At 73.4% G+C, this 25,563-nt stretch carries 24 protein-coding genes; 10 read left to right on the top strand and 14 right to left on the bottom strand.

Annotated elements, in window-relative coordinates; translation table 11 throughout:
* Window positions 1-29: 29 nt before the first annotated feature.
* The 6 genes from AB5J54_RS09055 to AB5J54_RS09080 form a co-directional block, all read right to left on the bottom strand.
* The gene (locus AB5J54_RS09055; RefSeq protein ID WP_369143376.1) at window positions 30-1,463 is read right to left on the bottom strand and encodes a CitMHS family transporter; all 1,434 of its coding nucleotides are present in this window, start codon (window positions 1,461-1,463) and stop codon (window positions 30-32) included.
* A gap of 147 nt (window positions 1,464-1,610) precedes the next feature.
* Window positions 1,611-3,809, bottom strand: coding sequence for a molybdopterin-dependent oxidoreductase (locus tag AB5J54_RS09060; protein WP_369143377.1), 2,199 nt, complete (start codon window positions 3,807-3,809; stop codon window positions 1,611-1,613).
* Between the two features lie 77 nt (window positions 3,810-3,886).
* On the bottom strand, window positions 3,887-4,573 hold the full coding sequence (locus AB5J54_RS09065) for a TetR family transcriptional regulator (RefSeq protein ID WP_369143379.1): 687 nt from the start codon (window positions 4,571-4,573) through the stop codon (window positions 3,887-3,889).
* Between the two features lie 19 nt (window positions 4,574-4,592).
* Window positions 4,593-5,888, bottom strand: a complete 1,296-nt coding sequence (locus AB5J54_RS09070; protein ID WP_369143380.1) for a hypothetical protein — start codon at window positions 5,886-5,888, stop codon at window positions 4,593-4,595.
* A complete protein-coding gene (locus AB5J54_RS09075; protein WP_369143381.1) occupies window positions 5,885-6,637 on the bottom strand; it encodes a hypothetical protein in 753 nt (250 codons plus the stop codon). Before AB5J54_RS09075 ends, AB5J54_RS09070 begins: the two co-directional genes overlap by 4 nt.
* 230 nt (window positions 6,638-6,867) lie before the next feature.
* Window positions 6,868-8,982: a right-handed parallel beta-helix repeat-containing protein gene (locus AB5J54_RS09080; RefSeq protein ID WP_369143382.1), complete on the bottom strand. Its 2,115-nt coding sequence runs from the start codon at window positions 8,980-8,982 to the stop codon at window positions 6,868-6,870.
* A 150-nt stretch (window positions 8,983-9,132) separates the two neighbouring features.
* Between AB5J54_RS09080 and hmgA the strand changes: the two genes are divergently transcribed.
* The 3 genes from hmgA (at window position 9,133) to AB5J54_RS09095 (ending at window position 12,581) form a co-directional block, all read left to right on the top strand.
* Window positions 9,133-10,446, top strand: coding sequence for a homogentisate 1,2-dioxygenase (gene hmgA / locus AB5J54_RS09085; RefSeq protein WP_369143384.1), 1,314 nt, complete (start codon window positions 9,133-9,135; stop codon window positions 10,444-10,446).
* 40 nt (window positions 10,447-10,486) lie between these two features.
* Entirely contained in the window at window positions 10,487-11,236 is a 750-nt protein-coding gene (locus AB5J54_RS09090) for a GntR family transcriptional regulator (protein ID WP_369143386.1), read from the top strand.
* A gap of 187 nt (window positions 11,237-11,423) precedes the next feature.
* Complete coding sequence (locus AB5J54_RS09095) at window positions 11,424-12,581, top strand: type ISP restriction/modification enzyme (RefSeq protein WP_369149268.1); 1,158 nt, start codon at window positions 11,424-11,426, stop codon at window positions 12,579-12,581.
* On the opposite strand, the gene AB5J54_RS09100 is transcribed toward AB5J54_RS09095, so the two are convergent.
* The gene (locus AB5J54_RS09100) at window positions 12,568-13,311 is read right to left on the bottom strand and encodes a TetR/AcrR family transcriptional regulator (RefSeq protein WP_369143387.1); all 744 of its coding nucleotides are present in this window, start codon (window positions 13,309-13,311) and stop codon (window positions 12,568-12,570) included. The genes AB5J54_RS09095 and AB5J54_RS09100 overlap by 14 nt on opposite strands.
* 63 nt (window positions 13,312-13,374) lie before the next feature.
* On the opposite strand from AB5J54_RS09100, the gene AB5J54_RS09105 reads away from it, so the two are divergent.
* From AB5J54_RS09105 to AB5J54_RS09115, 3 genes are read left to right on the top strand one after another with little or no spacing between them, the layout of a single operon-like run.
* The gene (locus AB5J54_RS09105; protein ID WP_369143388.1) at window positions 13,375-14,313 is read left to right on the top strand and encodes an ATP-binding cassette domain-containing protein; all 939 of its coding nucleotides are present in this window, start codon (window positions 13,375-13,377) and stop codon (window positions 14,311-14,313) included.
* Entirely contained in the window at window positions 14,310-15,086 is a 777-nt protein-coding gene (locus tag AB5J54_RS09110; RefSeq protein ID WP_369143389.1) for an ABC transporter permease, read from the top strand. The genes AB5J54_RS09105 and AB5J54_RS09110 overlap by 4 nt, the downstream gene beginning before the upstream one ends.
* Before the next feature lie 49 nt (window positions 15,087-15,135).
* Window positions 15,136-16,332 carry a CaiB/BaiF CoA transferase family protein gene (locus tag AB5J54_RS09115; RefSeq protein ID WP_369143391.1) on the top strand — a complete coding sequence of 399 codons (1,197 nt, stop codon included), beginning with the start codon at window positions 15,136-15,138 and terminating at the stop codon, window positions 16,330-16,332.
* A 99-nt stretch (window positions 16,333-16,431) separates the two neighbouring features.
* On the opposite strand, the gene AB5J54_RS09120 is transcribed toward AB5J54_RS09115, so the two are convergent.
* Window positions 16,432-16,704, bottom strand: coding sequence for a hypothetical protein (locus AB5J54_RS09120; protein ID WP_369143393.1), 273 nt, complete (start codon window positions 16,702-16,704; stop codon window positions 16,432-16,434).
* A 321-nt stretch (window positions 16,705-17,025) separates the two neighbouring features.
* Between AB5J54_RS09120 and AB5J54_RS09125 the strand changes: the two genes are divergently transcribed.
* Window positions 17,026-17,967, top strand: a complete 942-nt coding sequence (locus tag AB5J54_RS09125; protein WP_369143394.1) for a protein kinase — start codon at window positions 17,026-17,028, stop codon at window positions 17,965-17,967.
* Here the strand turns inward: AB5J54_RS09125 and AB5J54_RS09130 are convergent.
* A complete protein-coding gene (locus AB5J54_RS09130; protein WP_369143396.1) occupies window positions 17,951-18,757 on the bottom strand; it encodes an SGNH/GDSL hydrolase family protein in 807 nt (268 codons plus the stop codon). The genes AB5J54_RS09125 and AB5J54_RS09130 overlap by 17 nt on opposite strands.
* Before the next feature lie 188 nt (window positions 18,758-18,945).
* Between AB5J54_RS09130 and AB5J54_RS09135 the strand changes: the two genes are divergently transcribed.
* Window positions 18,946-20,070 carry a DUF5925 domain-containing protein gene (locus AB5J54_RS09135; RefSeq protein ID WP_369143397.1) on the top strand — a complete coding sequence of 375 codons (1,125 nt, stop codon included), beginning with the start codon at window positions 18,946-18,948 and terminating at the stop codon, window positions 20,068-20,070.
* A gap of 11 nt (window positions 20,071-20,081) precedes the next feature.
* On the opposite strand, the gene AB5J54_RS09140 is transcribed toward AB5J54_RS09135, so the two are convergent.
* Window positions 20,082-20,456 (bottom strand): GntR family transcriptional regulator, encoded by a 375-nt coding sequence (locus AB5J54_RS09140; RefSeq protein ID WP_369143399.1) that lies wholly within the window; start codon window positions 20,454-20,456, stop codon window positions 20,082-20,084.
* Window positions 20,457-20,530: 74 nt separating this feature from the next.
* Between AB5J54_RS09140 and AB5J54_RS09145 the strand changes: the two genes are divergently transcribed.
* Both AB5J54_RS09145 and AB5J54_RS09150 read left to right on the top strand, forming a co-directional pair.
* Complete coding sequence (locus AB5J54_RS09145; RefSeq protein WP_369143401.1) at window positions 20,531-21,454, top strand: N-acetyltransferase family protein; 924 nt, start codon at window positions 20,531-20,533, stop codon at window positions 21,452-21,454.
* Entirely contained in the window at window positions 21,435-21,935 is a 501-nt protein-coding gene (locus AB5J54_RS09150) for a DUF402 domain-containing protein (protein ID WP_369143403.1), read from the top strand. Before AB5J54_RS09145 ends, AB5J54_RS09150 begins: the two co-directional genes overlap by 20 nt.
* A 13-nt stretch (window positions 21,936-21,948) precedes the next feature.
* Here the strand turns inward: AB5J54_RS09150 and AB5J54_RS09155 are convergent, their stop codons facing one another.
* From AB5J54_RS09155 to AB5J54_RS09170, 4 genes are all read right to left on the bottom strand, one after another.
* The gene (locus AB5J54_RS09155; protein ID WP_369143404.1) at window positions 21,949-22,359 is read right to left on the bottom strand and encodes a DUF6299 family protein; all 411 of its coding nucleotides are present in this window, start codon (window positions 22,357-22,359) and stop codon (window positions 21,949-21,951) included.
* 127 nt (window positions 22,360-22,486) lie between these two features.
* Window positions 22,487-23,977, bottom strand: a complete 1,491-nt coding sequence (locus tag AB5J54_RS09160) for a tripartite tricarboxylate transporter permease (RefSeq protein WP_369143405.1) — start codon at window positions 23,975-23,977, stop codon at window positions 22,487-22,489.
* Window positions 23,978-23,980: 3 nt separating this feature from the next.
* Window positions 23,981-24,475: a tripartite tricarboxylate transporter TctB family protein gene (locus AB5J54_RS09165; protein WP_369143406.1), complete on the bottom strand. Its 495-nt coding sequence runs from the start codon at window positions 24,473-24,475 to the stop codon at window positions 23,981-23,983.
* Window positions 24,472-25,455, bottom strand: coding sequence for a Bug family tripartite tricarboxylate transporter substrate binding protein (locus tag AB5J54_RS09170; RefSeq protein WP_369143407.1), 984 nt, complete (start codon window positions 25,453-25,455; stop codon window positions 24,472-24,474). The genes AB5J54_RS09165 and AB5J54_RS09170 overlap by 4 nt, the downstream gene beginning before the upstream one ends.
* Window positions 25,456-25,563 lie beyond the last annotated feature (108 nt).

A 25,563-nucleotide genomic window follows, 5' to 3' on the forward strand; every position in this document is an offset into this window, starting at 1 on the left:
CACATGACCTGGGAGCGAGCCGGTCCGGGTCAGATGATCCCGAAGAGGATCCCGGCCGCGAGCACGACCAGCGAGGTCAGCGCGGCCCACTTCACCGTGAACCTGGTGTGGTCGCCGAACTCCACCTTCGCCATGCCGACGAGCACGTACACGGCGGGCACCAGCGGGCTCGACATGTGCAGGGCCTGGCCGACCAGCGAGGCCCGGGCGATCTCCAGGGGCGACACGCCGTGGGCCGCACCCGCCTCCGCGAGGACCGGCAGCACACCGAAGTAGAAGCCGTCGTTCGACATGAAGTACGTGAGCGGGATGCTCAGCACGCCGGTGACCAGGGCCATGTGCGGGCCCATGCCCTCGGGGATCGCGCCGACGAGCCAGTCGGCCATGTGCTTGACCATGCCCGTGCCGGTGAGGACGCCGGTGAAGACGGCGGCGGCGAAGACCATGCCGGTGACGTTGAGGACGTTGTCCGCGTGGGCGGCGATGCGCTCCTTCTGCTCGGCCATCTTCGGGTAGTTGACGGTGAGCGCGAGGGCGGCGCCGAGGAGGAACAGCACCGGGATCGGCAGCAGTTCGAGGATCATCGCGGTGAGCAGAGCGGCCGTGAGCCCGGCGTTGAACCAGTACAGCCTGGGCCGGAGCGTCGTACGGTTCGGGTCGAGCCCCTGGAAGCCGTCACCGACGTGGTCACCGGCGTCGTCACCGGCTCCCGAGCCCGTACCGCCCGCGGTGGCCCCCGTCGCCTTCCGGTCCCCCGCCTTGCCCTCGGCCTTGCCGTCGCGCTTGCCGCCACCGGCCGTGACCAGCACCGCGTCGGTCTCCGGAACCAGGACCTCGTCGAGGGTGAGGTAGCCGATGCGCTTGCGCTCACGGCGACCCAGCACGTACGCCAGGGCGAAGACGAAGAGCAGGCCCACGCCGAGCGCGGGGATCATCGGCACGAAGATGTCGCCGGCGTCCAGCTTGAGCGCGGTCGCGGCGCGGGCGGTGGGGCCGCCCCACGGCAGGGTGTTCATGACGCCGTTGGCCGTGGCCGCGACACCCGTCATGACCACCAGGCTCATCTTGAGCCGCTTGTAGAGCGGATACATCGCCGAGACGGTGATCATGAAGGTGGTGGAGCCGTCGCCGTCCAGGGAGACGATCGCGGCGAGCACCGCCGTACCCACGACGACCCGCACGGGGTCGGCCTTGCAGAAGCGCAGGATGCCCCGGACGATCGGGTCGAAGAGACCGACGTCGATCATGACGCCGAAGTAGACGATCGCGAACATCAGCATCGCGGCGGTCGGCGCCAGCTTGCCGACGCCTTCGATGACGTAGTCGCCGAGCTGGGCCCCCTGCCCGACCGCGACGCAGAACAGCGCGGGAATCAGTACGAGCGCCGCGATCGGCGACATCTTTTTCAGCATGATCAGAACCAGGAAGGTCGCGATCATGGCGAAGCCGAGGACGGTCAGCATGGAGGACACCTCACGTTCACCCTTGAACTGCCGCCGAGCGGCGGTGCGGATGACGGTAGGTGCCCTCTTCTGCCGTTAACAAGATGTTGACGCGTGAGCAATACGAGCAAAACCCCAGGTCACGGCGGTGGTGACGCGCGGGACCGGCTACAGCGGCGACACCTCCACCGGGAATCCGTTCAGGACGGCGGTGCCGGAGAGGGGGTCGATCCGGGACCCGTCGAGCAGTTGGTTGACGTTGACCCCGGGGCGCTCGGACGCGACGGCGAGCCGGGTGCCCGGCCGGTCGTGACCCCAGCCGTGCGGGAGGCTGACGACCCCCGGCCGTACGCCGTCGGTGACCTCCACCGGCACCTCCAGCTCACCGCCCTCGCCCTTGACCCTGGCCGGCCCGCCGTCGACCAGCCGGAGCCGCTCCGCGTCCTCGGGGTGCACCTGGAGGGTGCAGCGGTTCGTCCCCCCGCCCAGGGCGGGGGTGTTGTGCAGCCAGCTGTTGTTCGAGCGCAGGTGCCTGCGCCCGACGAGCTGGAGGGTCCCCGGCTCCGGCACGGCGTCGAGGGCGGCGCGCAGCCGGGGCAGGTCGGCGGCCAGGGGCGCCGGGAACAGTTCGATCCGTCCGCTGCGGGTCTTGAGGAGCGCCGGCAGACGCGGCTTCAACGCTCCGAGGTCGATGCCGTGGGGGTGCGCCTTCAGCTCGTCGAGGGTGAGGCCGTACGGGCCGAGCCGCAGCATCAGGTCGAGTCGCCGCTCGGCCCCGGTGGCCCCGGTGAGCCGGGCGGCGAACTCCTTGGGATCCGCGCCGTACGCCGGGGAGTGCTCCTGCGTCACGGCCTTGGCGAGGGTGGTGTCGATGGCGAGGTCGTCGACGGCGGACGGCGGCGCCCCGTGCATCCCGGACACGGCGAGGATCAGCCGTGCGTGGATCTCGCACTCGTCCATGCGGTCCGCTTCGAGGGGCACGGCCGCCGGCGTGTAGCGGGCCTGGTCGCGGACGGCGAAGGCGTTGAAGGCGAAGTCGTAGTGGGCGCTCCGCGAGGGCGGCGGCGGGGGCAACACGACGTCGGCGTGCCGGGTGGTCTCGTTGAGGTACGGGTCGACGGCGACCATCAGGTCGAGGGAACCGAGGGCCGCGTCGAGGCGGTCCCCGTCGGGCGCGGAGAGGACCGGGTTGGCGGCGACGGTGATCAGCGCGCGGATGCGCCCGTCCCCCGGCGTCTCGATCTCCTCGGCGAGGGCGACGAGCGGCAACTCGCCCTTGGCCTCGGGGTGGTGCGAGACCCTGCTGTGCCGGCGACCGAGGGCGAATCCCCTGCCGGGCCCTGCGGGGCGCGGTGCGGGCGCGGTGGCGGAGAGCGGGAAGAGCGCGCCGCCGGGCCGGTCGAGGTTGCCGGTGAGGATGTTGAGCACGTCGACGAGCCAGTTGGCGAGGCTGCCGTACGCCACGGTGGAGCTGCCCATCCGTCCGTAGACGGCGGCGGTGGGCGCGGCGGCGAGCTCCCGGGCGAGGGCGCGGATGGTGTCCGCGTCCACGTCGCAGGCGGCGGCGACCGCCTCGGGGCTGAACTCCCGCACCGCGCCCCGAACCTCCTCGACGCCCTCCACATGGGCGGCGAGCGGGCCGAGGTCGGTGAGCTCCTCGTCGTAGAGGGTGTGGACGAGGGCGGCGAGGAGCAGCGCGTCGGCGCCGGGGCGGATCGCGACGTGCCGGTCGGCGAGGCGGGCGGTGCGGGTGCGCCGGGGGTCGACGACGGTGAGGGTGCCGCCGCGCCGGCGCAGCGCCTTGAGCCGGCCCGGGAAGTCGGGGGCGGTGCACAGGCTGCCGTTGGAGTCCAGGGGGTTGGCTCCGAGGATCAGCAGGTGGTCGGTGCGGTCCAGGTCCGGCACGGGGATGGCGAAGGGGTCCCCGAAGAGCAGCCCGCTGGAGACGTGCTTGGGCATCTGGTCGAGCGTCGAGGCGGTGAAGAGGTTCCTCGTGCGCAACGCGCCGATCAGCAGGGGCGGGTAGAGGGCGCCGGCGATCGTGTGTGCGTTGGGGTTGCCCAGGACGATACCCACCGAGTCCGGCCCGTACTCCTCGATGAGCGGGCGGATTCGGGCGGCGATCGTGTCGAACGCCTCGGCCCAGGTGGCCTCCTGGAGTCTGCCGTCCTTGCGGACCAGCGGGGTGCGGAGCCGGTCCGGGTCGGCGTCTATCTCGGGGAAGGAGGCCCCTTTGGGGCAGATGAACCCCTTGCTGAAGACGTCCTCGCGGTCGCCGCGCGCCCCGGTGACGCGGCTTCCGTCGAGCGTCAGGGTGAGTCCGCAGGTCGCTTCGCAGAGGGGGCAGATGCGCAGGGCGGTGGGCATTTGGCGTCTCCCTGGGTGCGTCGGGTGACGCCGAGCCTACCGACCGGTAGGCACGGGCGGGAGGGGCCTACGGAAGGTCACGAGAGCGAGGGCGCCAGGTAGGCGTGGAGCAGGCACCGCGTCTCGGCGACGAGCGCCGGGTCGCCGGCGGGGTCCGCGCGGAAGGCGAGCCGGACGAGGGCGTCGGCGGTCTCGACGCCGACGAGGACCTTCCGGTGCAGGTCCTCGTCGGCGGCGCGGCCCAGGTGGGTGGCGAGGAGGGCGCAGATGCGTTCGGCGACGAGCCGGTTGGGGTCCTCCGCGGCGGCGTCCGGCGAACCGCCGTCCGGGCCTTCGGCCGGGCCGTCCGCCGCGGCCTCTCCGGGTGCGGCGGCGGGCACGCCGAAGTCGACGAGCGCGAAGCCGGGGACGGTCCGCTTCATCTCGATGAACTCGTCGAGGACGCCGTCGATGGCGCCGTGCGCGTCGAGGACCGGCGTCCCGGCGAGGCGGTCCGAGACCCGCTCGGCGTACCGGTCGAGGTTCCGGTGGGCCAGGGCGGCGACCATGGCCCGTTTGTTGCCGAAGAAGCGGTAGACGGAGCCGATGGGGACGCCGGCGCGGGCGGCGACGGCGCGGGTGCTCAACTGCTCGTACCCGGTCTCGTCGAGGAGTACGGCACAGGCGTCGAGGATCCGGGTCAGCCGCTCGGCGCTCCGCTGCTGCACGGGGGCACGGCGGAGAGCCGGCTGGGTTCGGGGACGGGTCTGGGGCACGGGGTCCATGATGCCGCTCCGGTCCGGTTCAGGCGATCAGCAGGCCGATGCCGCCGAGGGTGTACGCGATCATCAGCACGAACAGCGGGAGTTGGCCGGCGACGGCCCGGGCGGGCGGGAAGAGGCGCACGGACCGGTCGTGCGCGGCGACGACACCGAGGACGTGACCGGTGACGATCGCGGCGACCTGGAGGGTGGCGAGGCCCCCGGGGCCCAGTGGTGGAGCGGGTGAGGGGGCGTTGTCAGTGCCCCCTGCCATGATGACTGTACGTGGTCCTTCGGTCACGAGGAGCGAGAAGTAGTGGGCCACGAGATAGCCGAGGGCGATGGGCAGGAGCGAGTGGGCGAAGGAGGTGAGTGGAGTGGTGAGTCCGGGGTTCATCAGGCGAAGGGCGCCGGCGCAGAGGCCGTAGCAGGCGGCGGCGAGGGCGACGGCGGCGAGGAGGCCGAGCGTGGCGGTGGGGACGGGACCGAGGGAGGAGGTCTGGAGGGTGGTGATCCAGCGGGGGTTGTCGGCGAGGCCGTCGTAGGCGGTGGAGCCGAGGAGGACGCAGACGGTGGCGACGAGTCCGGGGGTCTGCGGGGTGGAGTCGAGGCCGTGGAAGGGGGAGCGCAGGACCAGTCGGCCGTCGGCGCGGCGGCCGAGGGGTGAGAGCCGGGCGAGAAGGGAGGAGTAGACCTCGAAGGGGTCGGCGTGGGCGAACCACCGGTCGCCGTATCGGGCGGCGCCCAGCAGTTGGACGCCGGTGTGGGTGGCGAGGGCGATCAGGAGGGTGCTGGTGGAGGCGTTGTCGGGGGCGACGAGCTCCAGCCAGGTGAAGAGGAGCAGTCCCGCGGCGGCGGGCCGGATGCCGAGGGCGGCGGGCAGGGGGCGCGGGTTCCTGGGCGGACGGAGGGCGTGGAGGGCGCGCAGGGGGTTGAGGAGGCGCCAGACGGGGCCGAGGAGGAGGGAGGCGGGGACGAGTCCGACCCAGAGGAGGACGTAGAGGGCGCCGGGCGCGGGGTTGCGGTCGGGGTCGTCGGGGCCGAGGAGGAGATGGAGGAGGAAGACGAGGGCGGTGGCGGCGCCGAGGAGGCGGAGGGCGGTCCGGGTGGCCGGGGCGTCGGCCACCCGCTGGAGGGCGGCGGGGAGCGGGCGGCCGGAGAGGTCGCCGCGGAAGCGGGAGGAGGACCAGAGCAGTCCGAGGGCGAGGAAGGAGACGAGGAGGGCGGTGAAGGCGCCGGCGTAGGCGTAGAAGGGAGAGAGGGGGAGGTCGTGCCGGGAGCCCACGCCGTGGGCGAGCGGGATGCCGAGGGACTCGGCGGTGTCGGGGACAGGGCTCATCGGACGACGAGTTGGGTCAGCACGAGTCCGGACTCGTGGGTCTCGACCTCGAAGAGTCCGGTGCGGTCCGCGGTGAGGGTGAGGGTCGCGGGCGTGCCGGGAGAAAGGGGGAGTTCGCGGTCGTAGCCGTGCACGTGGAGGGTGTCGGCGCGGTCGCTGGTGACACGGAGGGTGAGGCGCTCGCCCTTCTTCAACTCGATGCGGGAGGGAGGCGGCTGGACGGACGTTCCGGTGACGGTGAGGGTGACCGTGCGGCCGGGGTCGGTGGGCCGGGGGCTCGGCGGGGCGGATGCGGCGGGGGCGCCGCCGAGGCGGACGGTGGCCTGGACGGGGGCGCCGTCGACGGCCCAGACGGTGTGGTCGTCCGCGTGGAGCCGGACGGTCAGGGTGTGGGCGCCGGGCGGCACATAGCCCCAGGGGCCGTACAGGCGGGCGGTCTCCCGGCCGTCGACGAGGAGGCGGGCGTGGCCCCGGCCCGGGAGGGCCGCGCCACCGGTGCTCTCCGGGGTGAAGCGGAACCTCTCCACAGCGAGGTGGACGTTCCAGCCGCCCTCGGGATCGGGGCGGGCCTCGGCCCTGACGGTGGGCGCGTCCACCGCGGGGAGCTCACGGAGCCGGTGCCCGCCCTCGTCCCGGGCGGCGAGCAGGGTGCCGCTGCTGCCGGTGGCCTCCTGGTGGCTGGTGCCGGGCTTGTGGTGGGTGGTGGCCCGGCCACCACAGCCGGCGAGGAGCAACGCGACGGCGGTCACGAGGGCGAGCAGGAGGGCGGAGGCGGGGCGGGTGGTCGCCGGGCGGGGCGCGGCCAGACGGGCAGTGGCCGAGCGGGCGGCGGGCGGGCGGGCGGTCGCCGGACGGGCGGTCGCATGACGGGCCGCGGCCGGACGGGCAGTGGCCGAGCGGGCGGAGGCCGGGCGAGCGGCCGCCGGACGAGCCGCGGCTGGAAGGGCGGCGGCTGGAAGGGGCGTAGGGCGGTGCGGCCTCATGTCGTCACCGCTTCCGGGTCGGTGGTCGGAGGCTCGGGCGGGCCGTCCGCCGGGGGCTCGGCCGAGGCCTCGGTGGTGCTGTCTGCGCGGGCCGGGCGGGTGCCGGAGGCGATCACCGCCCACAGCACCCAGACCACGCCGAGCAGGAGGCGGAGCCAGGCCGGGCTCACGGGGATGCCCGGGACCATGAGGACCGCCTTGTCGAAGGCGTCGAGCAGGGTGAGGGCGCCGAGGGCCACGGTGGTCCAGGCGAGGACGGGGCGGGTGGGGCGCAGGGCGAGGCCGATGAGCGTCCACCAGGCGCCCATGAGGAGGAGCGCGACGGCGGGGAGGGCGGTGGGGGTGAGGGCGAGGGTCGAGCCGGCGACGTCGAGGGCGAGGCCCAGGAGGCCGATGAGGGTGGCCGCGCCGGCGAGGCGGTTGCCGCGCAGTCGGCGCCACCAGAGGGCGCCGCCGGCGAGGGCCAGGACGAGGGCGGTGCCGAGGGCGAGCTGGGTCTCGACGCGCTGGAGGCCCCGGGCGCCGTACCAGTCGCAGCCGGCCGGGAGGCGGCGGGCCTGGACGTTGTAGTCGGCGCAGACGAGGAGCTGGGCGAGTTTGACGGGTTCGCCGACGAGCCGGTCGGTGTTGCCGGAGACCTCGCCGCGGCGGGCTCCGCAGGCGGGCGGGGCGCCGGGGGTGGCGGCGCCGGCGTCGGACTGCCAGCAGTTGCCGTCGCCCTGGCCGTCCCACCAGACGTCGCTGCGGTTGGGGCGGGCGTTGCCGGCCCTGTCGACGCCGAGGTGGTTGCCGGCGTAGCGGTTGTGGTGGGAGGTGTCGGTCTGCTTGCCCCAGGCGGACTCGCCGCGGATGAAGGCGGGGACGGCGCTGAGGAAGAAGGCGGCGCGCTGGTGGCCGTAGACCCAGTTGTCCTCGTAGAGGTTCCAGTTGCCGCCGGCGGTGATGATGCCGGTGCCGGGCGGCATCGAGATCTGGGGGCAGACGACGCCCTGTTCGTAGCCGCGGTCGACGGGCGGCTTGGCGCAGGTGCCGTCGGCGACGTACGGGTAGTAGTTCTGGTTGTTGTCGTGGATCAGGTTGCGCGCGAAGTGGGCGTGGTTCTGCGGGAGTCCGGGGTGGCCGGGGAAGGCGGAGTCCATGGAGGCGCCGCCCATGTTGTGGTCGAACTCGTTGTCGTGGACATAGACGGAGTCCCCGGCGGTGCCGGAGTAGCCGACCATGTTGTGGTGGCTGCGGCAGCCGGTGATCTCGATGGCGTAGCGGGGGACGTCGTAGCCGTGGCCGTCGTTGATGTTCGAGGCCGAGCCGGGGTAGATGCCGGAGTCGCCGTTCCCGTAGGACTCGCAGTTCTTGTAGAGGCCGTGGTCGGAGGCGAAGGTCAGGAAGCCGTACTCGTCGTTCCAGCGGGTGAGGACGTCGTCGATGACGAAGCCGTCGGCGGCGAGGACGTACAGGGAGTTGAAGGTGGTGCGCTGGGCGGTGAAGTTGCGGAAGTAGACGCCGTCGGAGCCGTCGGCGCGGATCGCGTTGAGCTTCTGGTACTTGGCGTCGACGACGACGTCGAGGCGGGAGGCGCCGGTGCCTTCGATCTGGAGGTTCTTCTTGCCGAGGATCGCGACGAGGTTCTGGTTGTGCGGGCACTGCCGCTGCTGCGCGTAGCTGAGGATCTGGTAGCCGAGCGCGGACTTCGGGGCCTTGAGGGTGGCGCAGGCGCCGGTGGGCGGCGGCAGGGAGGGCTCCTCCTCGTAGAGGCCGGGGAGGATCGCGATGGTCATGCCGGGCCGGTCGACGGCGTCGACGGCCTGCTGGAGGTGGCGGTGGCCGCTGCCGGCGCAGCGCGCGAAGAGGGCGAGGTTGCGGGCCTTGAGGGCGGCGGGGAAGCCGGAGATCCGGCGTTCGAAGTCGGCCCGGTCGGTCTTGCAGACGAGGAGGTCGGGTTCGCCGGTGCGGAGGACCGGCACGGTGCCGGATCCGTCGGGGAGGGTGACGGGCCGTTCCTCGTGGGCCTGGGCGAGAGGAGCGGTGAGCAGGGCCGTGGCGAGCGCCACGAGCACGACCGAGAGCACGGAGACGAATCTTCGGATCCACGAGGTCCGCGAGGTCCACGACATGGGCGTGAGAGTAGAGGAATGTTCACCTTTTTGGACCCCTCGTGCACGGACCGAACGGCCACCGGAGATCGGCGCCCCGTTGACGTAGGCCGCGCGGAATCCTACGGTCATCCATAGGATTCCCTTGCGGGCTCAGGACAGGAGCGGTCGATGACCACGGAGCAGGCCAGGAAGACGGCCGAGGCGCTCACCTACAGCACCGGTTTCGGCAACGAGCACAGCTCGGAGGCGGTCCCCGGCGCACTGCCGGACGGCCGTAACTCGCCGCAGCGCGCCCCCCTCGGCCTCTACGCCGAGCAGCTCAGCGGCAGCGCCTTCACCGAGCCGCGGTCCCACAACCGCCGCTCCTGGCTCTACCGGATCCGCCCCTCGGCCGCGCACCCGCCGTTCACCCGGATCGACAACGGCACCCTCACGGGCGCCCCCTTCACCGAGACGGTGCCCGACCCCAACCGGCTGCGCTGGAACCCGCTGCCCGAGCCGGCGCCCGGCACCGACTGGCTGGACGGACTGTGGACCCTCGGCGGCAACGGCGACGCGACGCAGCGCACGGGCATGGCCGTGCACCTCTACCACGCCAACGCCTCCATGGAGCGGGTCTTCGGCGACGCCGACGGCGAGCTGCTGATCGTCCCGGAGCGCGGCGGTCTCCTCCTCCGCACCGAGCTGGGCCTGCTGGCCGCCCACCCGGGCGAGGTGGCGCTGATCCCGCGCGGCGTCCGCTTCCGCGTCGAGCTGCTCGACGAGACGGCCCGCGGTTACGTCTGCGAGAACTACGGTGCCCCGTTCCAGCTCCCCGACCTCGGCCCGATCGGCGCCAACGGTCTCGCCAACGCCCGTGACTTCCGCGCCCCGGTCGCCGCCTACGAGGACGTCGAAGGCCCGGTCGAGGTGGTCAACAAGTACTGCGGCAACCTCTGGTCGGCGACGTACGGCCACTCGCCGCTCGACGTCGTCGCCTGGCACGGCAACCACACCCCGTACGTCTACGACCTGCGCCGCTTCAACGTCATCGGCACCATCTCGTACGACCACCCGGACCCGTCGATCTTCACGGTCCTCACCTCGCCCTCCGACACCCCGGGGCTCGCCGGCGTCGACTTCGTGGTCTTCGCTCCGCGCTGGCTGGTCGGCGAGGACACCTTCCGCCCGCCGTACTTCCACCGGAACGTGATGAGCGAGTACATGGGCCTCATCGAGGGCGCCTACGACGCCAAGGCCGAGGGGTTCGTGCCCGGCGGCGGGTCGCTGCACAACATGATGTCCGCGCACGGCCCCGACCGGGAGACCTTCGACAAGGCGAGCGCCGCCGAGCTGAAGCCGCAGAAGATCGACGACGGTCTCGCCTTCATGTTCGAGACCCGCTGGCCGGTGACCGCGACCCCGCAGGCCGCGACCGCCGACCATCTGCAGAAGGGATACGACGACGTATGGCAGGGTCTTGAGCGCCACTTCCGGCCGTAGTGTCTCGGCCGTAAGCCCGTAGCCTTCGTACGGAGAACCCGTGACCGCCTTCGCTCCCGACTCGCTGGTCCTGAACCGCAAGCTGCCGCTCTGGTATCAGGTCTCGCAGTCGCTGCGCGCCTCGATACTGGGCCGCACGCCCGACGCCTCGCTGCGGCTGCCCACCGAGGAGCAGCTCGCCACCCACTACGGCGTGAGCGTGCTGACCATGCGCCAGGCCCTCAAGGAACTGGAGGAGGAGGGCCTGATCAGCCGGCACCGGCGGCGCGGGACCTTCATCGAGCCGGGCGCGCGGCGGTCCACCCCGCGCCGGCTGCTCGGTTCGATCGACGCGATCGTGGCCCAGCAGTCGGGCGAGCGGACGACGGTCCTCGGGCACGGCACGGAGCCGGTGCCGGGTGAGCTCGCGGAGTACTTCCCGGACGTGCCGGAGGTCGTGGCGTACCGGCGGCTGCGCAGCGACGGGGAGAGCGGCGAGCCGACGAACTGGGCGGAGAACGCGGTACGGCCCGAGCTCGCCGCCGCGATCGATCCGGCCGATCTGGAGCGCTGGCCGATGACGAAGGTGCTGCGGGACGTGGTCGGGGTGCGGATCAGCCGCATCACGGACACGGTCGAGGCCCGTCTCGCGGACCCGGAGACGGCGGGACTCCTCCAGGTCCCGCTGCTCTCCCCGATCCTGCACTACACCGGCGTGACGTACGACGAGGACGGCCGGGTCGTCGACGTGGCCCGCATCCGCTACCGGGGCGACCGCTTCTCCTTCACGGTCACGGTCGAGGCGCACTGAGGCCCACCCGTCGGCGGTGCTGCACCGCCGACGGGGCCCCGGTGCGGCCGGCGCTGGCCCCGTACGGACGGCGCTCGTTAGCATGCGGGGCGTGACGGAAGCCCCCCGAACGGAATCCCCGCGAACCGGATCCCCCCGATCGGAATCCCCCGGTACCGCCGACGACGCGCCCCTCCTCGACGAGCTGATGCCGTGGTCCGTGGCCCCGCTGCGGTTCGGGCGGTCCTGGATCGTCGCCCCCGACACCCGCACCCTGCGGATCCGCTGGGACCGGCTCGTGGCCGCCGAGGGCGCCGAGCGCGAGGCGCTGTTCCGGCCGAGCCGGGCGCGGACCCAGGCGAGCGCGGTGGGCGCGCTGCCCGGGCAGCGGACCGGCACCGCGCGGTTCGCACGCGAGTCGGGGCCGTGCCCGGATCCGGTGCGGGTGGCGCACGGGCCGTTCGACGAGCAGTGGCTGCTGCCGGACCACCGGCTGATCGACACCGCCCGCCCGGAGCTGTGGCGGGTCGCCGGGGAGCCGCAGCTCTTCGCCGTCGAGCAGGGGTACGTGCCGGGGGCGGCGGGACCCGCGCTCCTGGTGACGGCGGCGCTTCCGGAGGGCCGGTCCCCGGCGGGCCGGCCGGGCCGCATCCGGCCGCTGTTCCGGCGCCCCGGCGGCCGGGAGCCCAATCTCGCGCCCGGCCTCCTCGACTTCCTCGGGAAGCGGTACGGGTGCGCGGTCGACGCCCATGACTGGCTGGCGTGGACGGTGGCCGCGGCCCTCCCCTCCCCCGCCGGCTGCCGTGTCCCGCTCCCCGCGGACCCGGATGTGTGGGCGTCGGGCGTGGCGCTCGGCCGGGAGCTCGCCGATGTGCAGCTGCGCGGAGCCCTCAGCGGGACGAGGCCCCGGCTGCCGGGCGGGCGCCGGCCCTATGTGCGTGCGGCGGTCCCGGCGCGGCCGGCGGCGATGGCGTACGACTCCGAGAGCGAGGTGCTCGACGTCGGCGGGGGCCTGCTCTCCCCCGTACCGGCGGAGGCCTGGGAGTACCGGGTCGGCGGGGTGCGGGTCCTGGAGCAGTGGTTCGCGCACCGGACGGCCCCGGCGGAGCCCGGCTCGCTGGAGGCGATCGTGCCGGCCGCCTGGCCGCAGGAGTGGACCTCGGAGCTGCTGGAGCTGGTCACGGTGCTCGCGCTGCTCGGTGCGCGGGAGCCGGAGCGCGCGGCGCTCGGAGCCGAAGCCGGGTGCCTCGGCAGGGCGGAGCTCGGCGCGGCCGGGGTTCTTCCCGCGCCGTCCTGGTCCCGCCGCCCCGCCTCCGTACTGGACCATCAGGAGGAGGGCCCGGAGGGCCAGTTCATGCTTCTGTGACCGACGCTCCCGGCACCGGGGGGTCGAAGGAGTCGAGGAGCCGGGCGATGGTCATCGCGAAGATCTCGTCGGCGTCGACGGGGGCGGCGGGGGCCTCGGCGAGCAGGGCGGCGAGGTGCGGGTACCGGCCGGTCGCCACCTGTCCCATGAGGTAGGCGCCGCGCACCGCCTGTTCCTCCGCCTCGGACCAGGGCAGTCCGCGGGCGCGTTCGGCGATGGCCTGCTCGTTGGCGACGGTCGCCATGACCGTGCCGTTGACCATGGCGATCAGCTGCATCTTGAGCCCGGGGGGCGCGTCGAGCGGGGCGAGGCAGCCGAGGCACCACTCCAGGAAGCGCAGGGCGTTGGGGCTGAAGCCGTAGGCGGTGGTCATCACCCGGGCCAGCCAGGGGTGGCGGTACATGATCGCGCGGCTCTGGTGGGCGATCGCGGTCATGTCGGCGCGCCAGTCGCCGCTGGGCTCCGCGGGGAGCTCGTACTCCCCGCTGGCCGCGTCGACCATCAGCTCGTACAGGTCCTCCTTGCGGGGGACGTAGTTGTAGAGCGACATGGTGCCGCAGCCGAGTTCGGCGGCGACACGGCGCATGGAGACCGCGTCGATGCCGTCGGCGTCGGCGATGCGGACGGCCGCGGCCACGATGTCCCGCCGGCTGTAGGCCGGTTTCGGGCCGCGGCCCGCGCGCTCGGGCCGCGCCCAGATCACTTCCGGTTCGGCCGCTCGGCCCGCCATGGATCATCACCTCGCCCTCCATCGTAGTTACGTACGCCGTACGTAGTGGGGTATGGTCGCGCCATGACGACTACGTACGCTGTACTTAGTGAAGGTCTGCGGAAGCGCTACGGCGACGTCGACGCCCTCCGCGGCCTCGACCTCGCCGTCCCCGAGGGCACGGTCTGCGGCGTCCTCGGCCCCAACGGCGCCGGCAAGACCACCGCCGTCCGCGTCCTCACCACCCTGGTCGCGCCCGACGCGGGCAGCGCGCTCGTCGCGGGCCACGACGTGGTGCGCGACCCGGCGGGGGTACGGAAGCGGATCGCGGTCACCGGGCAGTACGCCTCCGTCGACGGCGACCTCACCGGCGCCGAGAACCTGCGGCTCTTCGCCCGGCTCCTGCGCGCCCCGCGCTCCCGCGCCGACGAACTCCTGGAGCGCTTCGGCCTGACCGCGGCGGCGGGCCGGCCCGCCCGCACCTACTCCGGCGGCATGCGGCGCCGCCTCGACCTGGCCGCGAGCCTCCTCGTGCCGCCGCGGGTGCTCTTCCTCGACGAGCCCACGACCGGGCTCGACCCGCACAGCCGGAACGGGATCTGGGACGCCGTACGGGAGTTGGCCGGCCAGGGCACGACCGTGCTGCTGACCACCCAGTACCTGGAGGAGGCCGACCAGCTCGCCGACGACATCGTGCTGATCGACGAGGGGCGGGCCGCGCAGCGCGGCACCCCGGCCGAGCTCAAGGCGCTCGTCGGCAGCTACGCCGAGGTCGTCGTCGCCGACCCGTCCGCCCTGGAGGCGGCCGCGGCGGTCCTCGACCAGCTGACCGGCTCGGCGCCGGTCCTGGACGCCGAGCGGCGCACGGTCGGCGCGGTGACCGCGGACACCACGCTCACCCTCCCCCGGATCGTCCGCGAGATCGACGCGGCCGGGGTCCACATCGTCGACGCCTCCCTGCGTCCGCCCACCCTCGACGAGGTGTTCCTGCGCCTCACCGACCGGAAGGAGCTCGTCGCGTGAGCGCCCTCGTGCACGACGGGACCGCCGTCCTCGGCCGCCACCTCCACCGGATCCGGCACGCGCCCGCGATCACCGTCCTGACGCAGACGATGCCGATCGTCTTCCTGCTGTTCTTCGGATACGTCTTCGGCAGCGCCCTCGCCGCGCCCGGCGCCGAGTACCGGGCCTTCCTGGTGCCCGGCCTGCTCGTGGCGACGGCGGCGGGCGGCCTGATGACGGGCATGCTCCAGGCCGCGCAGGACGCGCACCGGGGCGTCATGGACCGCTTCCGCACCCTGCCGGTGAGCCGGGCCGCCGTCCCCCTCGGACAGGCCCTCGCCGACCTCCTCGCGAGCGCCGTCGGCACGGTCCCGCTGCTCCTGGTCGGCCTCGCCATGGGCTGGCGGATCGAGGGCACGCTCCCCGAGGCCCTGGGCGCCTTCGGCCTGCTGCTGCTCTTCCGCTTCGCGACGACCTGGATCGGCATCCTGCTCGGCCTTGCCTCGAAGAGCGAGGAGGCGGCCGGGCAGCTGGGCAGCGCCGCGTTCATGCTGCCGCTGCTCTCCAACGCGTACATCCCCACCGACGGCCTGCCCGGCTGGCTGCGGACGGTCGCCGAGTGGAACCCCATCTCGGCGGTCACCACGGCGGTCCGCGAGCTCTTCGGCAACACGCCGGTCCCGGCGGACGCGGCCTGGCCGGTGGCCCACCCGGTCGCGGGCGCGCTGCTCTGGTCCCTCGGCCTCGTCGCCGTCTTCGCCCCGCTCGCGGTGCGCAGGTACGCCCGGGGGTGACGCACCCCCTGATGACAAGGACCGGCCGGGCACGGTAGGCAGAACGGTCATGAGCACCCAGCCACTCCCCCTCGCCGGGGTCACCGTCGTCGCCGTCGAGCAGGCCGTCGCCGCCCCCTTCGCCACCCGCCAGCTCGCCGACCTCGGCGCCCGCGTCGTCAAGATCGAGCGCCCCGACGGCGGGGACTTCGCCCGCGGGTACGACACCGCCGCCCGAGGTCTCGCCTCCCACTTCGTGTGGTGCAACCGCGGCAAGGAGTCGGTGGCGGTCGACCTCAAGGACCCCCGCGGCCTGGCGCTCGTCCGGAAGATGGTGGCCGGCGCCGACGTCTTCGTGCAGAACCTCGCCCAGGGCGCGGCGGCCCGCCTCGGTCTCGACGCCGCCACCCTGTGCGCCGCGCACCCGTGGCTGATCGCGGTGGACGTCTCGGGGTACGGGGCGGAGGGACCGTACGCGCACAAGCGGGCCTACGACATGCTCGTCCAGTGCGAGGCGGGGCTCGTGTCGGTGACCGGCACACCCGAACAGCCCGTCAAGTCGGGGATCCCGGCCGCCGACATCGCGGCCGGGATGTACGCCTTCTCCGGCGTCCTCGCGGCCCTCGTCCGGCGCGGCACGACCGGCCGGGGCGGTCCGGTGGAGGTCTCCCTGCTCGACTCGCTGGCCGAGTGGATGGGGCATCCGCTGCACCACGGGATGCACGGGGGCACTCCCCCGGCGCGCACGGGGCTCGCGCACGCGGTGATCGCGCCGTACGACGCCTATCCGACGGCGGACGGCGGCCTGGTCCTGCTCTCCGTGCAGAACGACCGGGAGTGGCGGCGGCTCGCCGAGCAGGTCCTCGGCCGGCCCGAGCTGGCCGAGGACCCGGAGTTCGCGACGAACACGGCCCGGGTGGCGGGGCGCGGGGCGACGGACGCGGTGGTCGCGGCGGCGCTCGCCCCGCTGACGGCGGACGAGGCGCTGGCCCGGCTGGACGCGGCGGGCATCGCCTGCGCCCGGCTCAACTCGGTGGCGGAGCTGGCGGACCATCCGCAGCTGACGGCGCGTGACCGCTGGCGGTCGGTGGAGTCGCCGGTGGGGCCGCTGCGTTCGCTGCTGCCGCCGATCGTGTTCCCGGACGGGCCGGAGCCCCGGATGGACCGCATCCCGGCGCTCGGCCAGGACACGGACGAGGTGCTCGCCGAGCTCGGGGTGCCGGAGGCGGAGGTGAAGGAGCTGCGGGGCGCGGGGGTGATCGCCTGACGGGAAGGGGTGTACGGCTTCCGGGCACGACGGAGCGCCGGACGGGCGGGGACACGTCCGGCGGGGTCGTGGTCGGGGCCGTTCGGGCGGCCGCAGGCCCTAGCGGCGCGTGCCGAAGAGCGAGCGGCGCAGGCGGCGGAGCGGGGCGAAGAGCGAGACCCGCGCGCTGCGGCTGCGGTGACTGTGCACCGGCACCTCACGCGTACGCGTCGTCAGTTCCCGCATGAGCAGCGTCGCCTCGGCCACGTCGCGCTGCGGCACGGCGGGGCCGCCGAGCACCGCGAGATGGCGGTCGAGCCGCGAACTGGTCGCGCTGCTCCCGCAGGTGATGGCAGGCACTCGCGGCCTGCTGCGCATTGCTATCTGTTCCATGTCACTCCCCACCCGTACAAGGGCACCCGGCCCGGGCAGGTTAACCCTATCGCCCCATCGTGACACCCGTGTATCCCGGCGGCGGGATTCACCGCACTCGTACGGGGGTTGACGGTCACTGTCTGAATACATCTGATTCCAGGGCGAGTTGGACAGCACTCGAACACCTGCCGAACCATCACGAACCATCCTGCACCCCGGACCGTCATCCATGGACACGAGGGCGGGTGTGATCTCCACCACCAAGATCGTCCGGACCGTCCGCCGAGGGACCCGCGCAGGACCGGAGCCGTGCGGACGCCCCTCGGCTACCGTGGATCCATGACGGTGATCGCGGGTCGTTACCGGCTTCTCGACGTCCTCGCCGAGGGGGCGACGGGCACCGTCTGGCGTGCCCTGGACGAGACGGACCGGCACGAGGTGGCCCTCAAGGAGCTGCGCGCCCCGGCCGGGCTGCCGGCGGACGAGGTGCCCCTGTTCCACGCGCGGCGGGAGCGGGAGGCGCGGGCCGCCGCGCGGCTCTCCCACCCCTCCGTCGTGCGGGTCCTCGGCGTGGTCACGGAGGACGGCCGGCCCTGGGTCGTGACGGAGCTGGTCCGCGGGCTCACCCTCGCCGAGACCCTCGACGCGGCCGGCCCGCTGCCGGCTCGGGAGGCCGCGCGCGTCAGCGCCGAGGTCCTCGCCGGTCTGCGGGCCGCTCGGGAGGCGGGCGTACCGCACCGGGGCGTGACGCCGGGACGGGTGCTGCTCGCGAACGACGGGCGGGTCGTGGTCACCGGCTTCGGCGGCGCGCCGGACGACGACGGGGGCCCGGAGGCGGAGCTGCGCTCCTTCGGGGCGCTCCTGGAGGCGGCGGCGGACGACCGGTCCGGACCACTGGGGGCCGTGGTCGACGAGCTGACCGGCGAGGAGCTCGCCGTGACGGCCGATCAGGTGGAGCGGGAGCTGCGCCGGGTGGCGGCGGGCGGTACGCCGAGGACCGGGGAGGCGCCGCCGGCGGCTTCGGCCCCGCCCCGTACGGACGGGGGCGACGACGCCGGCACCGGGACGTCGCCCGCGCCCTCCCCGCGGACGGCACCGGCGCGGACAGCGCCCCGCCGGGGTCCCGTCCTGGTGGCCGGGCTGGTCGGGGCGCTGCTGATCGCGGGTGCGTTGACGTATCAGGCGGTACGGGACGACGGACCGGGCACCGGCCCGGAGCCGGGCGGCGGCACGAGCACCGCTCCGGCGGAGCCCGGCGGGTCGGCTACAGCGCCCCGTTGAACGAGGGCAGGTAGCCGCCGGACTGTCCGGCGGCGGTCGGGTGGTAGGACTCGCCGATGTTGAGCCAGTTGACGCTGTGCAGCCAGGCGGAGCCCGAGCAGATCTCGTGCCCGGTGAAGGCGGGGACGACGCCGGCGAAGGTGAAGCCGTGGTCGGCGGCGCGCTTCGCGGTGGCCGCGTTGAGGTAGTCGGAGGCGTTGTTGATGGCGCTGCGCTCGTTCTCGCTCAGGCCGGCGATGCAGCTGCCGCCGAGCTGGTAGAAGCGCGGGTAGCCGAGGACGACGACGTGGGCGGAGGGCGCCTTGCTGCTGATGGCGTTGTAGACGGAGTCGAGCTTGCCGGGGAGCGTGGAGTCCACGTAGGCCTTGGCCTGATTCACTCGGTTGATGCAGGTGGCCTCGGACTGGAGCACACAGGTCGTCATGACGTCGGCGAAACCGGCGTCATTTCCCCCGATCGTGATGGAGACCAGGTCGGTGGCGGCCGAGAGGGGTCCGAGCTGATTCGCGGTCACATCACCCGTTCGGGCGCCCGAGCAGGCGGTGAAGGCGAACGAGGAGGGTGCGTTCGCGTTCTTCCAGAGAACCGGAAACGCCTTCGTGGAGCGCTTGCAGTCGCCGCTGGCGCTGTCGTAACTCCCGGAGCCCACACCGGAGGAGTACGAGTCTCCCAGGGCCACGTAGTCGAGCGCGGCGGTCTCGGCGGCCTGGGCGGCGCCCGCCCCGGTGAGGGCGAGGACGGCACCGAGGAGGAGCGAGGACGAAAGGGCGGCAGAACGGGACAGTCTCATGGAACCTCCCTGTAGCAGGATCTCTGCGCTACCAGGTAGTAGCATCGGATCCGGTCAACCGGAAGTGTTCATGTCAAAACTGGCGGTTGCGGAGGCTGATCCTCCGTCAGGGACCGTCCAGATCCGGCCAACCGAGCCACCCGCAAAACCCGGTGCGCCACCCGGACACGTGCCCGATCATGGGCGTCATGTCCGACACCCCCGCCGCACCGGCCACCCCCCGGAAGCCGACGAGCGCCGCCTCACTGCCCGTCATCGTCAACCTCGACGACAGCGACTCGCCCGGGGACGTCCTGGACGCGCTCTTCCTCGACCGGTTCGCCACCGGGGAGCAGCCGCACGCGCACAGCACCACCCTGGACCGGGCGAAGCCGGACGCGACCCTGCTCCCCGAGGGGGCCAGGGTGCTGCGGGCCGCGAAGGACGACGACCGCAGCTCGGTGCTCGCCGAGGGCGAGGGCTGGACGATCCTCTCCTCCCGCTGGAACCGGCGCGCGGACGTGACCGTCACCGCCACCGACCCGGAGCTGGCGAAGCGGATCCTCGACGAGGCCACGGACGGGGCGAAGGACGAGCCCGAGCCGGAGCCCGAGGACGTGACGATGGGCTTCTGGTACGTGGCCCCGCAGCGCGGACCACGCCGGATGACCCGCCGGATCAGCGCCGGGACCTGGGAGGAGGTCCGGCCCAACTACTCGGCGCCGGTGGCCGATGCCATGGACCGGCTGATGAAGGTGACCCCCGAGGACATCACCGGCCGGCTCCTGCTCCTGCACGGCCCGCCGGGCACGGGCAAGACCTCGGCGCTGCGGACACTGGCCCGGGCGTGGCAGGACTGGTGCCAGGTCGACTGCGTGCTCGACCCGGAGCGGCTCTTCAACGACATCGGCTATCTGATGGACATCGCCATCGGCGAGGACGACGGCAGCGCGAAGGAACGCTGGCGGCTGCTGCTCCTGGAGGACTGCGACGAGCTGATCCGCGGCGGGGCGAAGCACACCGCGGGGCAGGCCCTGTCACGGCTGCTCAACCTGACGGACGGGCTGCTCGGCCAGGGGCGCAACGTCCTGGTCGGAGTCACCACCAACGAGGACCTGGAGCGGCTGCACCCGGCGGTGGTCCGGCCGGGCCGCTGCCTGGCCCGCGTCGAGGTCGGGCCGCTGACCCGGGCCGAGTCCGTGGAGTGGCTCGGCCGCGAGGAGGACGTGCCGCGCGAGGGCGCGACGCTGGCGGAGCTGTTCGCGCTGCGCCGCGGCACGCCCTCGGCGGACCTCCCGGAGCCCCGTACGGCGGGGGCGGGTCTCTATCTCTGACGGAAGACCCGTCAGTTGTCGTACGCGGCCCGCAGGGCCTCGCTCAGCGCGGCCTCCGCGGCCTCGCGGCTGAGGCCCAGACGGCGGGCCTCCTCCGCGAACTGGGCGGCGGCGCTGGCGGCCCTGCGGGTCGCCGCGTCACCCGCGGCGGCGACGAAGGTGCCGTGGCGCCCGCGCGTCTCGATGACTCCGTCCGCCTCCAGGGCCTTGTACGCCTTGGCGACCGTGTTCGCGGCGAGGCCCAGCTGCTCCGCGAGCCCCCGTACCGTCGGCAGCTTGTATCCGACCGGCAGTCTGCCCGACCGGGCCCGCTCCGAGATCTGGGCTCGCAGTTGTTCGTAGGGAGCGGTGGTGGATCCGTGGTCCACGGCGATGGTGAGTGTCACCCCGCCGATTCTGCCCCCACCCCACCGGAAAATGGGAGGCGGAGGTGCGTCCCGCGCCCGTAGCGTGCCACCACATGACTGTGATCGTCCGTGATGTGCGGGCCCCGGACGCCGAGGGTTTCGCCCGCGTCCGCCGGGCAGCGCTGCCCTTCATGCTCGCGACCGCCGAGCAGCTCGCCTTCGACTGGGCGCACGCCCACCCCGACAGCCACTACCGGCCGCTGGTCGCCGTGTCCGAGGACGGCGGGATCATCGGGACCGCGCAGGTGGGCATCGCGCACGACGCCCCGAGGCCCGGGATCGGCTACGCCAACGTGTACGTGGACCCCGCGCACCAGGGGCTCGGCGCGGGGACGCTGCTGCTGCGCGCCGCCGAGGAGTACCTGGCCGAGCGGGGAGCGCGGACCGTGTACAGCTGGGCCCTGGACGAGCCGGCGAACCACGCCTGGGCCGAGCGGCGGGGGTACACGCGCAGCCGCAGCGCGCACTTCCTCCGGCTCGACCTGGCGAAGGCCGACCTGCCGCCGCTCCAGGACCCGCCGGCCGGCGTCGAGCTGCGCACGGCCGAGGACTTCGCGGCCGACCCGCGGCCGCTGTTCGAGCTGGACGCGGTGACGACCGCGGACGAGCCGGGCGACGTGGGCGCCGAGCTGGCCGACTACGCGCACTGGCGGGAGACCACCTGGGAGCATCCGCTGCTCGACCGGGCGCTGACGACGGTCGCGGTGGTGGACGGGGTGCCGGCGGCGTTCAGCGCGGCGCAGACGGACGGCCTGGGCCGGTACTCCTCGGGGATGACCGGCACCGCGCCGGCGTTCCGCGGCCGTGGGCTCGCCAAGCTCGCCAAGAACGCCTCGCTGCACCGGGCCAGGGCCGCGGGCTGCGTGGAGGCCTTCACGGGGAACGACGCGGGGAACGGCCCGATGCTGGCGATCAACGAGTGGTTCGGTTACGAGATCGGCGCGACGGAGGTGCGGTATGTCCGGACGATCGGTTGAGATCACCCTGACGAAGGCGGGCCGGACGAAGATCCGGTACCCGGCCGAGGTGCTCACGGAGGAGGGTGCCCGGCTCTCGGTGCGCGCCCCGTGGGCGGCCGAGGGGGTGCGGGACTTCGGCTTCGTGCGGTTCGAGCCGGGTGACGTGTTCGTGGAGCACTACTGGCGCGACCGCTGGTTCACGGTCAAGGAGGTGCGGTCGGCGGACGGCGCCCTGAAGGGCTGGTACTGCGACATCACCCGGCCGGCCGTGATCGAGGGCTCCGCGGTGGTGATCGAGGACCTGGACCTGGACCTGTGGGTGTCGGCGGACGGCAGCGAGGTGCTGCGGCTCGACGAGGACGAGTTCACGGCGAGCGGTCTCGCCGCCTCCGACCCGGAGGCGGCGGCCCGTGCCGTGGAGGCCCTCGACGAGCTGGAGGCGCTCGGCCGGGAGGGCCTGATCGAGCTGCTCGGTCAGCGCGGTTCGACGTCCGCCTGATCGAGCTGCTCGGTCAGCGCAGTTCGACGTCCGCCTGCTCGGCGGCGAGGAAGCCGGGCAGCGGCAGGCCCGACGCGCCGGCCGTGAGCTGCAGCAGGCTCGCCTCCACCCGGGCGGCGCCCGGCTTGTAGGCGGGGTCCTTCACGACGGCGCTGTTGGCCCAGGTGTGGAGGTGTCCGTCGCAGACGGCCCGGGTGCCGCCGATGCCGATGGAACGGCTCCCCTGCTTCAGGGTGGAGCTGACGAAGACGGGCCCCTCGCTGTCGTCGAGGCAGCGGTACGTACCGGAGACGGTGACCGTCGCGTCGGCGGCGAGGGTCCCGTACGCGTCGACGGTGAGGCCGTCGGCCCCTCCCGCGTGGGCGAGAGGGGCGACGGCGGCGGTGAGCAGGGCCGCGGCGGCGAGGACGAGGCGGACGCGCATGGGCGGGGTCCCTTCGGGGGTGGGGGGGAAGACGCTGCCCGCCAGGGATACCGGATCCGGCCGCCGACCGTCCGAATCTCACCCCATCGGGGGCGCGTTGGCGGCCGGTACGCATACCGTCGTACGGTCAGTGCGCGGCGCGCCGGGCGGTCGCCTTCCTCACCAGGGGCCAGGCGAGCAGGACGAGCACGACCGTGTAGACGGTGACCGAGAACGGGGTGTTCACCAGGCCCGTCAGGGAGCCGTCGCTGATCTGGAGGGCGCGGCGCAGCTGCTGTTCGGCGGCCGGGCCGAGGATGACGCCGATGACCGCCGGCAGCACCGGAAGGCCGTAGCGCCGCATCCCGAGGCCGATCAGACCGATGACGAGCAGCACGATCAGGTCGAACGCCTCGCCGCCCACCGCGTACGCCCCGACGGCGGCGAAGAAGAGGATGCCGGCGTACAGGTACGGGCGCGGGATGCGCAGCAGCTTGGCCCAGACGGGCGCGAGCGGCAGGTTCAGCGCGAGCAGCAGCACCATGCCGACGAACAGCGAGGCGATGAGGCCCCACACCAGCTCGGGTTCCCGCTCGAAGAGCAGCGGGCCCGGCTGGATCCCGTACTGCTGGAACGCGGCCAGCATCACGGCGGCGACCGCCGTCGTGGGCAGCCCGAGGGTCAGCATGGAGACGAGCGTGCCGGCGGCGGAGGCCGAGGCCGCGGACTCGGGGCCGGCGACGCCCTCGATGGCGCCCTTGCCGAACTGGTCCTTGTGCTTCGAGAGACGCTTCTCCGTGACGTACGAGAGGAAGGTCGGGATCTCCGCGCCGCCGGCCGGGATCGCGCCGAACGGGAAGCCGATGAGGGGACCGCGCAGCCAGGACTTCCAGGTGCGGCGTACGTCGTCCTTGGCGAGCCAGGGGCGGCCGACCGGGATGGCCTCCCCCGAGGTGCGGCGCAGGTGCGCGGCGACCCAGAGGGCCTCGCCGATCGCGAAGAGACCGACGGCGACGATGACGACGTCGATGCCGTCGGCGAGCTGGAGCGAACCGAAGGTGAGGCGCTGCTGCCCGGTCATCTGGTCGAGTCCGACCAGGCCGATCGTGAGGCCGATGAGCAGCGAGGCGAGGCCGCGGATGCGGGAGGAGCCGAGGACCGAGGTCACCGCGATGAAGGCGAGGACCATGAGGGCGAGGTAGTCGGGGGCGCCGATGTCGACGGCGAGCGCGGCGACGGTCGGGGCGAGCACGACGAGCAGGATCGTGCCGATCATGCCGCCGGCGAAGTGCCCGACGGCGGCGGCCGCGAGGGCCTGTGCGCCGCGCCCGGCCTTGGCCATCGGATTGCCCTCGATGGCGGCGACGACGGCGGCGCTCTCGCCGGGGGTGTTGAGGAGGATCGAGGTGGTGGAGCCGCCGAACATGGCGCCGTAGTAGATGCCGGCGAACATGATGAACGCGCCGGTCGGTTCGAGCCCGTAGGTCACCGGGAGCAGCAGGGCGACGGCCATGGCGGGGCCGATGCCGGGCAGGACGCCGATGGCGGTGCCGAGGAGCACGCCGATGGCGGCCCACAGCAGGTTCGTCGGGGTGAGGGCGGTCCCGAAGCCGTCGAGGAGGGAGTTCAGGGAATCCATGGGTCAGATCACTCCCATCAGCGGTCCGCCGGGCAGCGGGACGCCGAGCAGCTTGTCGAAGACGGCGTAGGTGAGGAGCGAGAGGGCGGCCGCGATCAGCGGGTCGCGGTGGAGGTGGCGGCTGCCGAGGGCGTAGGCCGCGCCCCAGAAGAGCAGGGCGCCGGCGACGGGGAAGCCGAGGGGGCCGATGAGGACGGCGAAGGCGAGGAACACACCGGTGAGGAGCAGGACGGTGCGCCAGTCGGCGGGTTCGGTCAGGTCGATGTCCTCGCCGGCCTCGGCCTCTCCCCGGCCGCCGCGCAGCACGTCGACACTGAGGAGGACGGCGACGGCGAGGAGGCCGCAGCCGACGACTAGGGGGACGGTCGCGGGGCCGACGGGCCCGCGGCCCGCGATGTCGGCGTCGAGGGTGAGGGCGTCGGTGAGGACGAGGATCCCGAGGAGGAGCAGGAGTGCGCCGACGCCGAGTTCGGACCTCCCGCGCAGCAGAGTCTTCACAGTCCCAGCTCCTTGAGGACGGAGCCGACCCGCCGGTCCTGCTCGGTGAGGAAGGTGCCGAACTCCGCGCCGGGCAGGAAGGCGTCGTTCCAGCCGTGGGTCTTCAGCGAGTCGCGCCACTGCGGGGAGCCGTGCAGCCCGGTCACGAGGGCGACGAGCTTCCCGCGCTCGGCGTCGGAGAGGCCGGGCGGGGCGACGATGCCGCGCCAGTTGGTGAACTCGGTGTCGAGACCGGCCTCGCGGAGGGTGGGGGCGTCGAGGCCGGGCACCCGCTTCGGGCCGGTGACGGCGAGGAGGCGCAGCTCCCCCGCCTTGATCTGGTCGAGGTACTCGCCGACGCCGGAGACGCCGAAGCCGACCTTGTTGCCGAGGATGGAGGCGAGGAGCTCGCCGCCGCCGTCGAAGGGCACGTAGTTGACGTCCTTCGGCGCGATCCCGGCGGCCTGGGCCATCAGCATGGGGGCGAGGTGGTCGGGGCCGCCGGGCGAGGAGCCGCCGCCGACGGGCAGCTTGCCGGGGTCCTTCTTCCAGGCCGCGAGGAGGTCCTGGATCGTCCTGTACGGGGATTCCTTGCCGACCACGACGATGTCCTGCTCCTCGGTGAGCCGGGCGATCGGGGTGGTGTCGGCGAGGGTTCTGGGCGTCTTGTTGGTGTGGACGGCGCCGACGACGCCGAGGCCCATGGACATGGCGAGGCGGCCGTTGCCGCGCTCGCCGACGAGCCGGGTGAGGCCGACGGTGCCGCCCGCGCCGGGCAGGTTGAAGACCTCGACGTCGCCGGTGAGTCCGGCCTCCTCGACGTTCTTCGCGGCGGTGCGGGCGGTGATGTCGTATCCGCCGCCGGGGGTGTTGGGGACCATGAAGCGCAGGCCGGGTATCGCGGTGCCGGTGTCGGAGCCGGTGCCCGGGCTGAGCAACGGCGGGCCGACGAGCACCAGGAGAGCCGCCCCGAGGAGGGCGAAGGGGGTGCGCAACCGCACGGGTGCCGCCTCTCAGACAGGAGGGAAATGGGGGTGTGAGGTGGCCCACATGTTGCCCTCGCGTTAAGAAGCTGTCTCTCTTCCGCAATCAACGGACGTTGTGGTCGT

The organism is Streptomyces sp. R44 (genome assembly GCF_041053105.1).
In the GTDB taxonomy this organism is placed as follows: domain Bacteria; phylum Actinomycetota; class Actinomycetes; order Streptomycetales; family Streptomycetaceae; genus Streptomyces.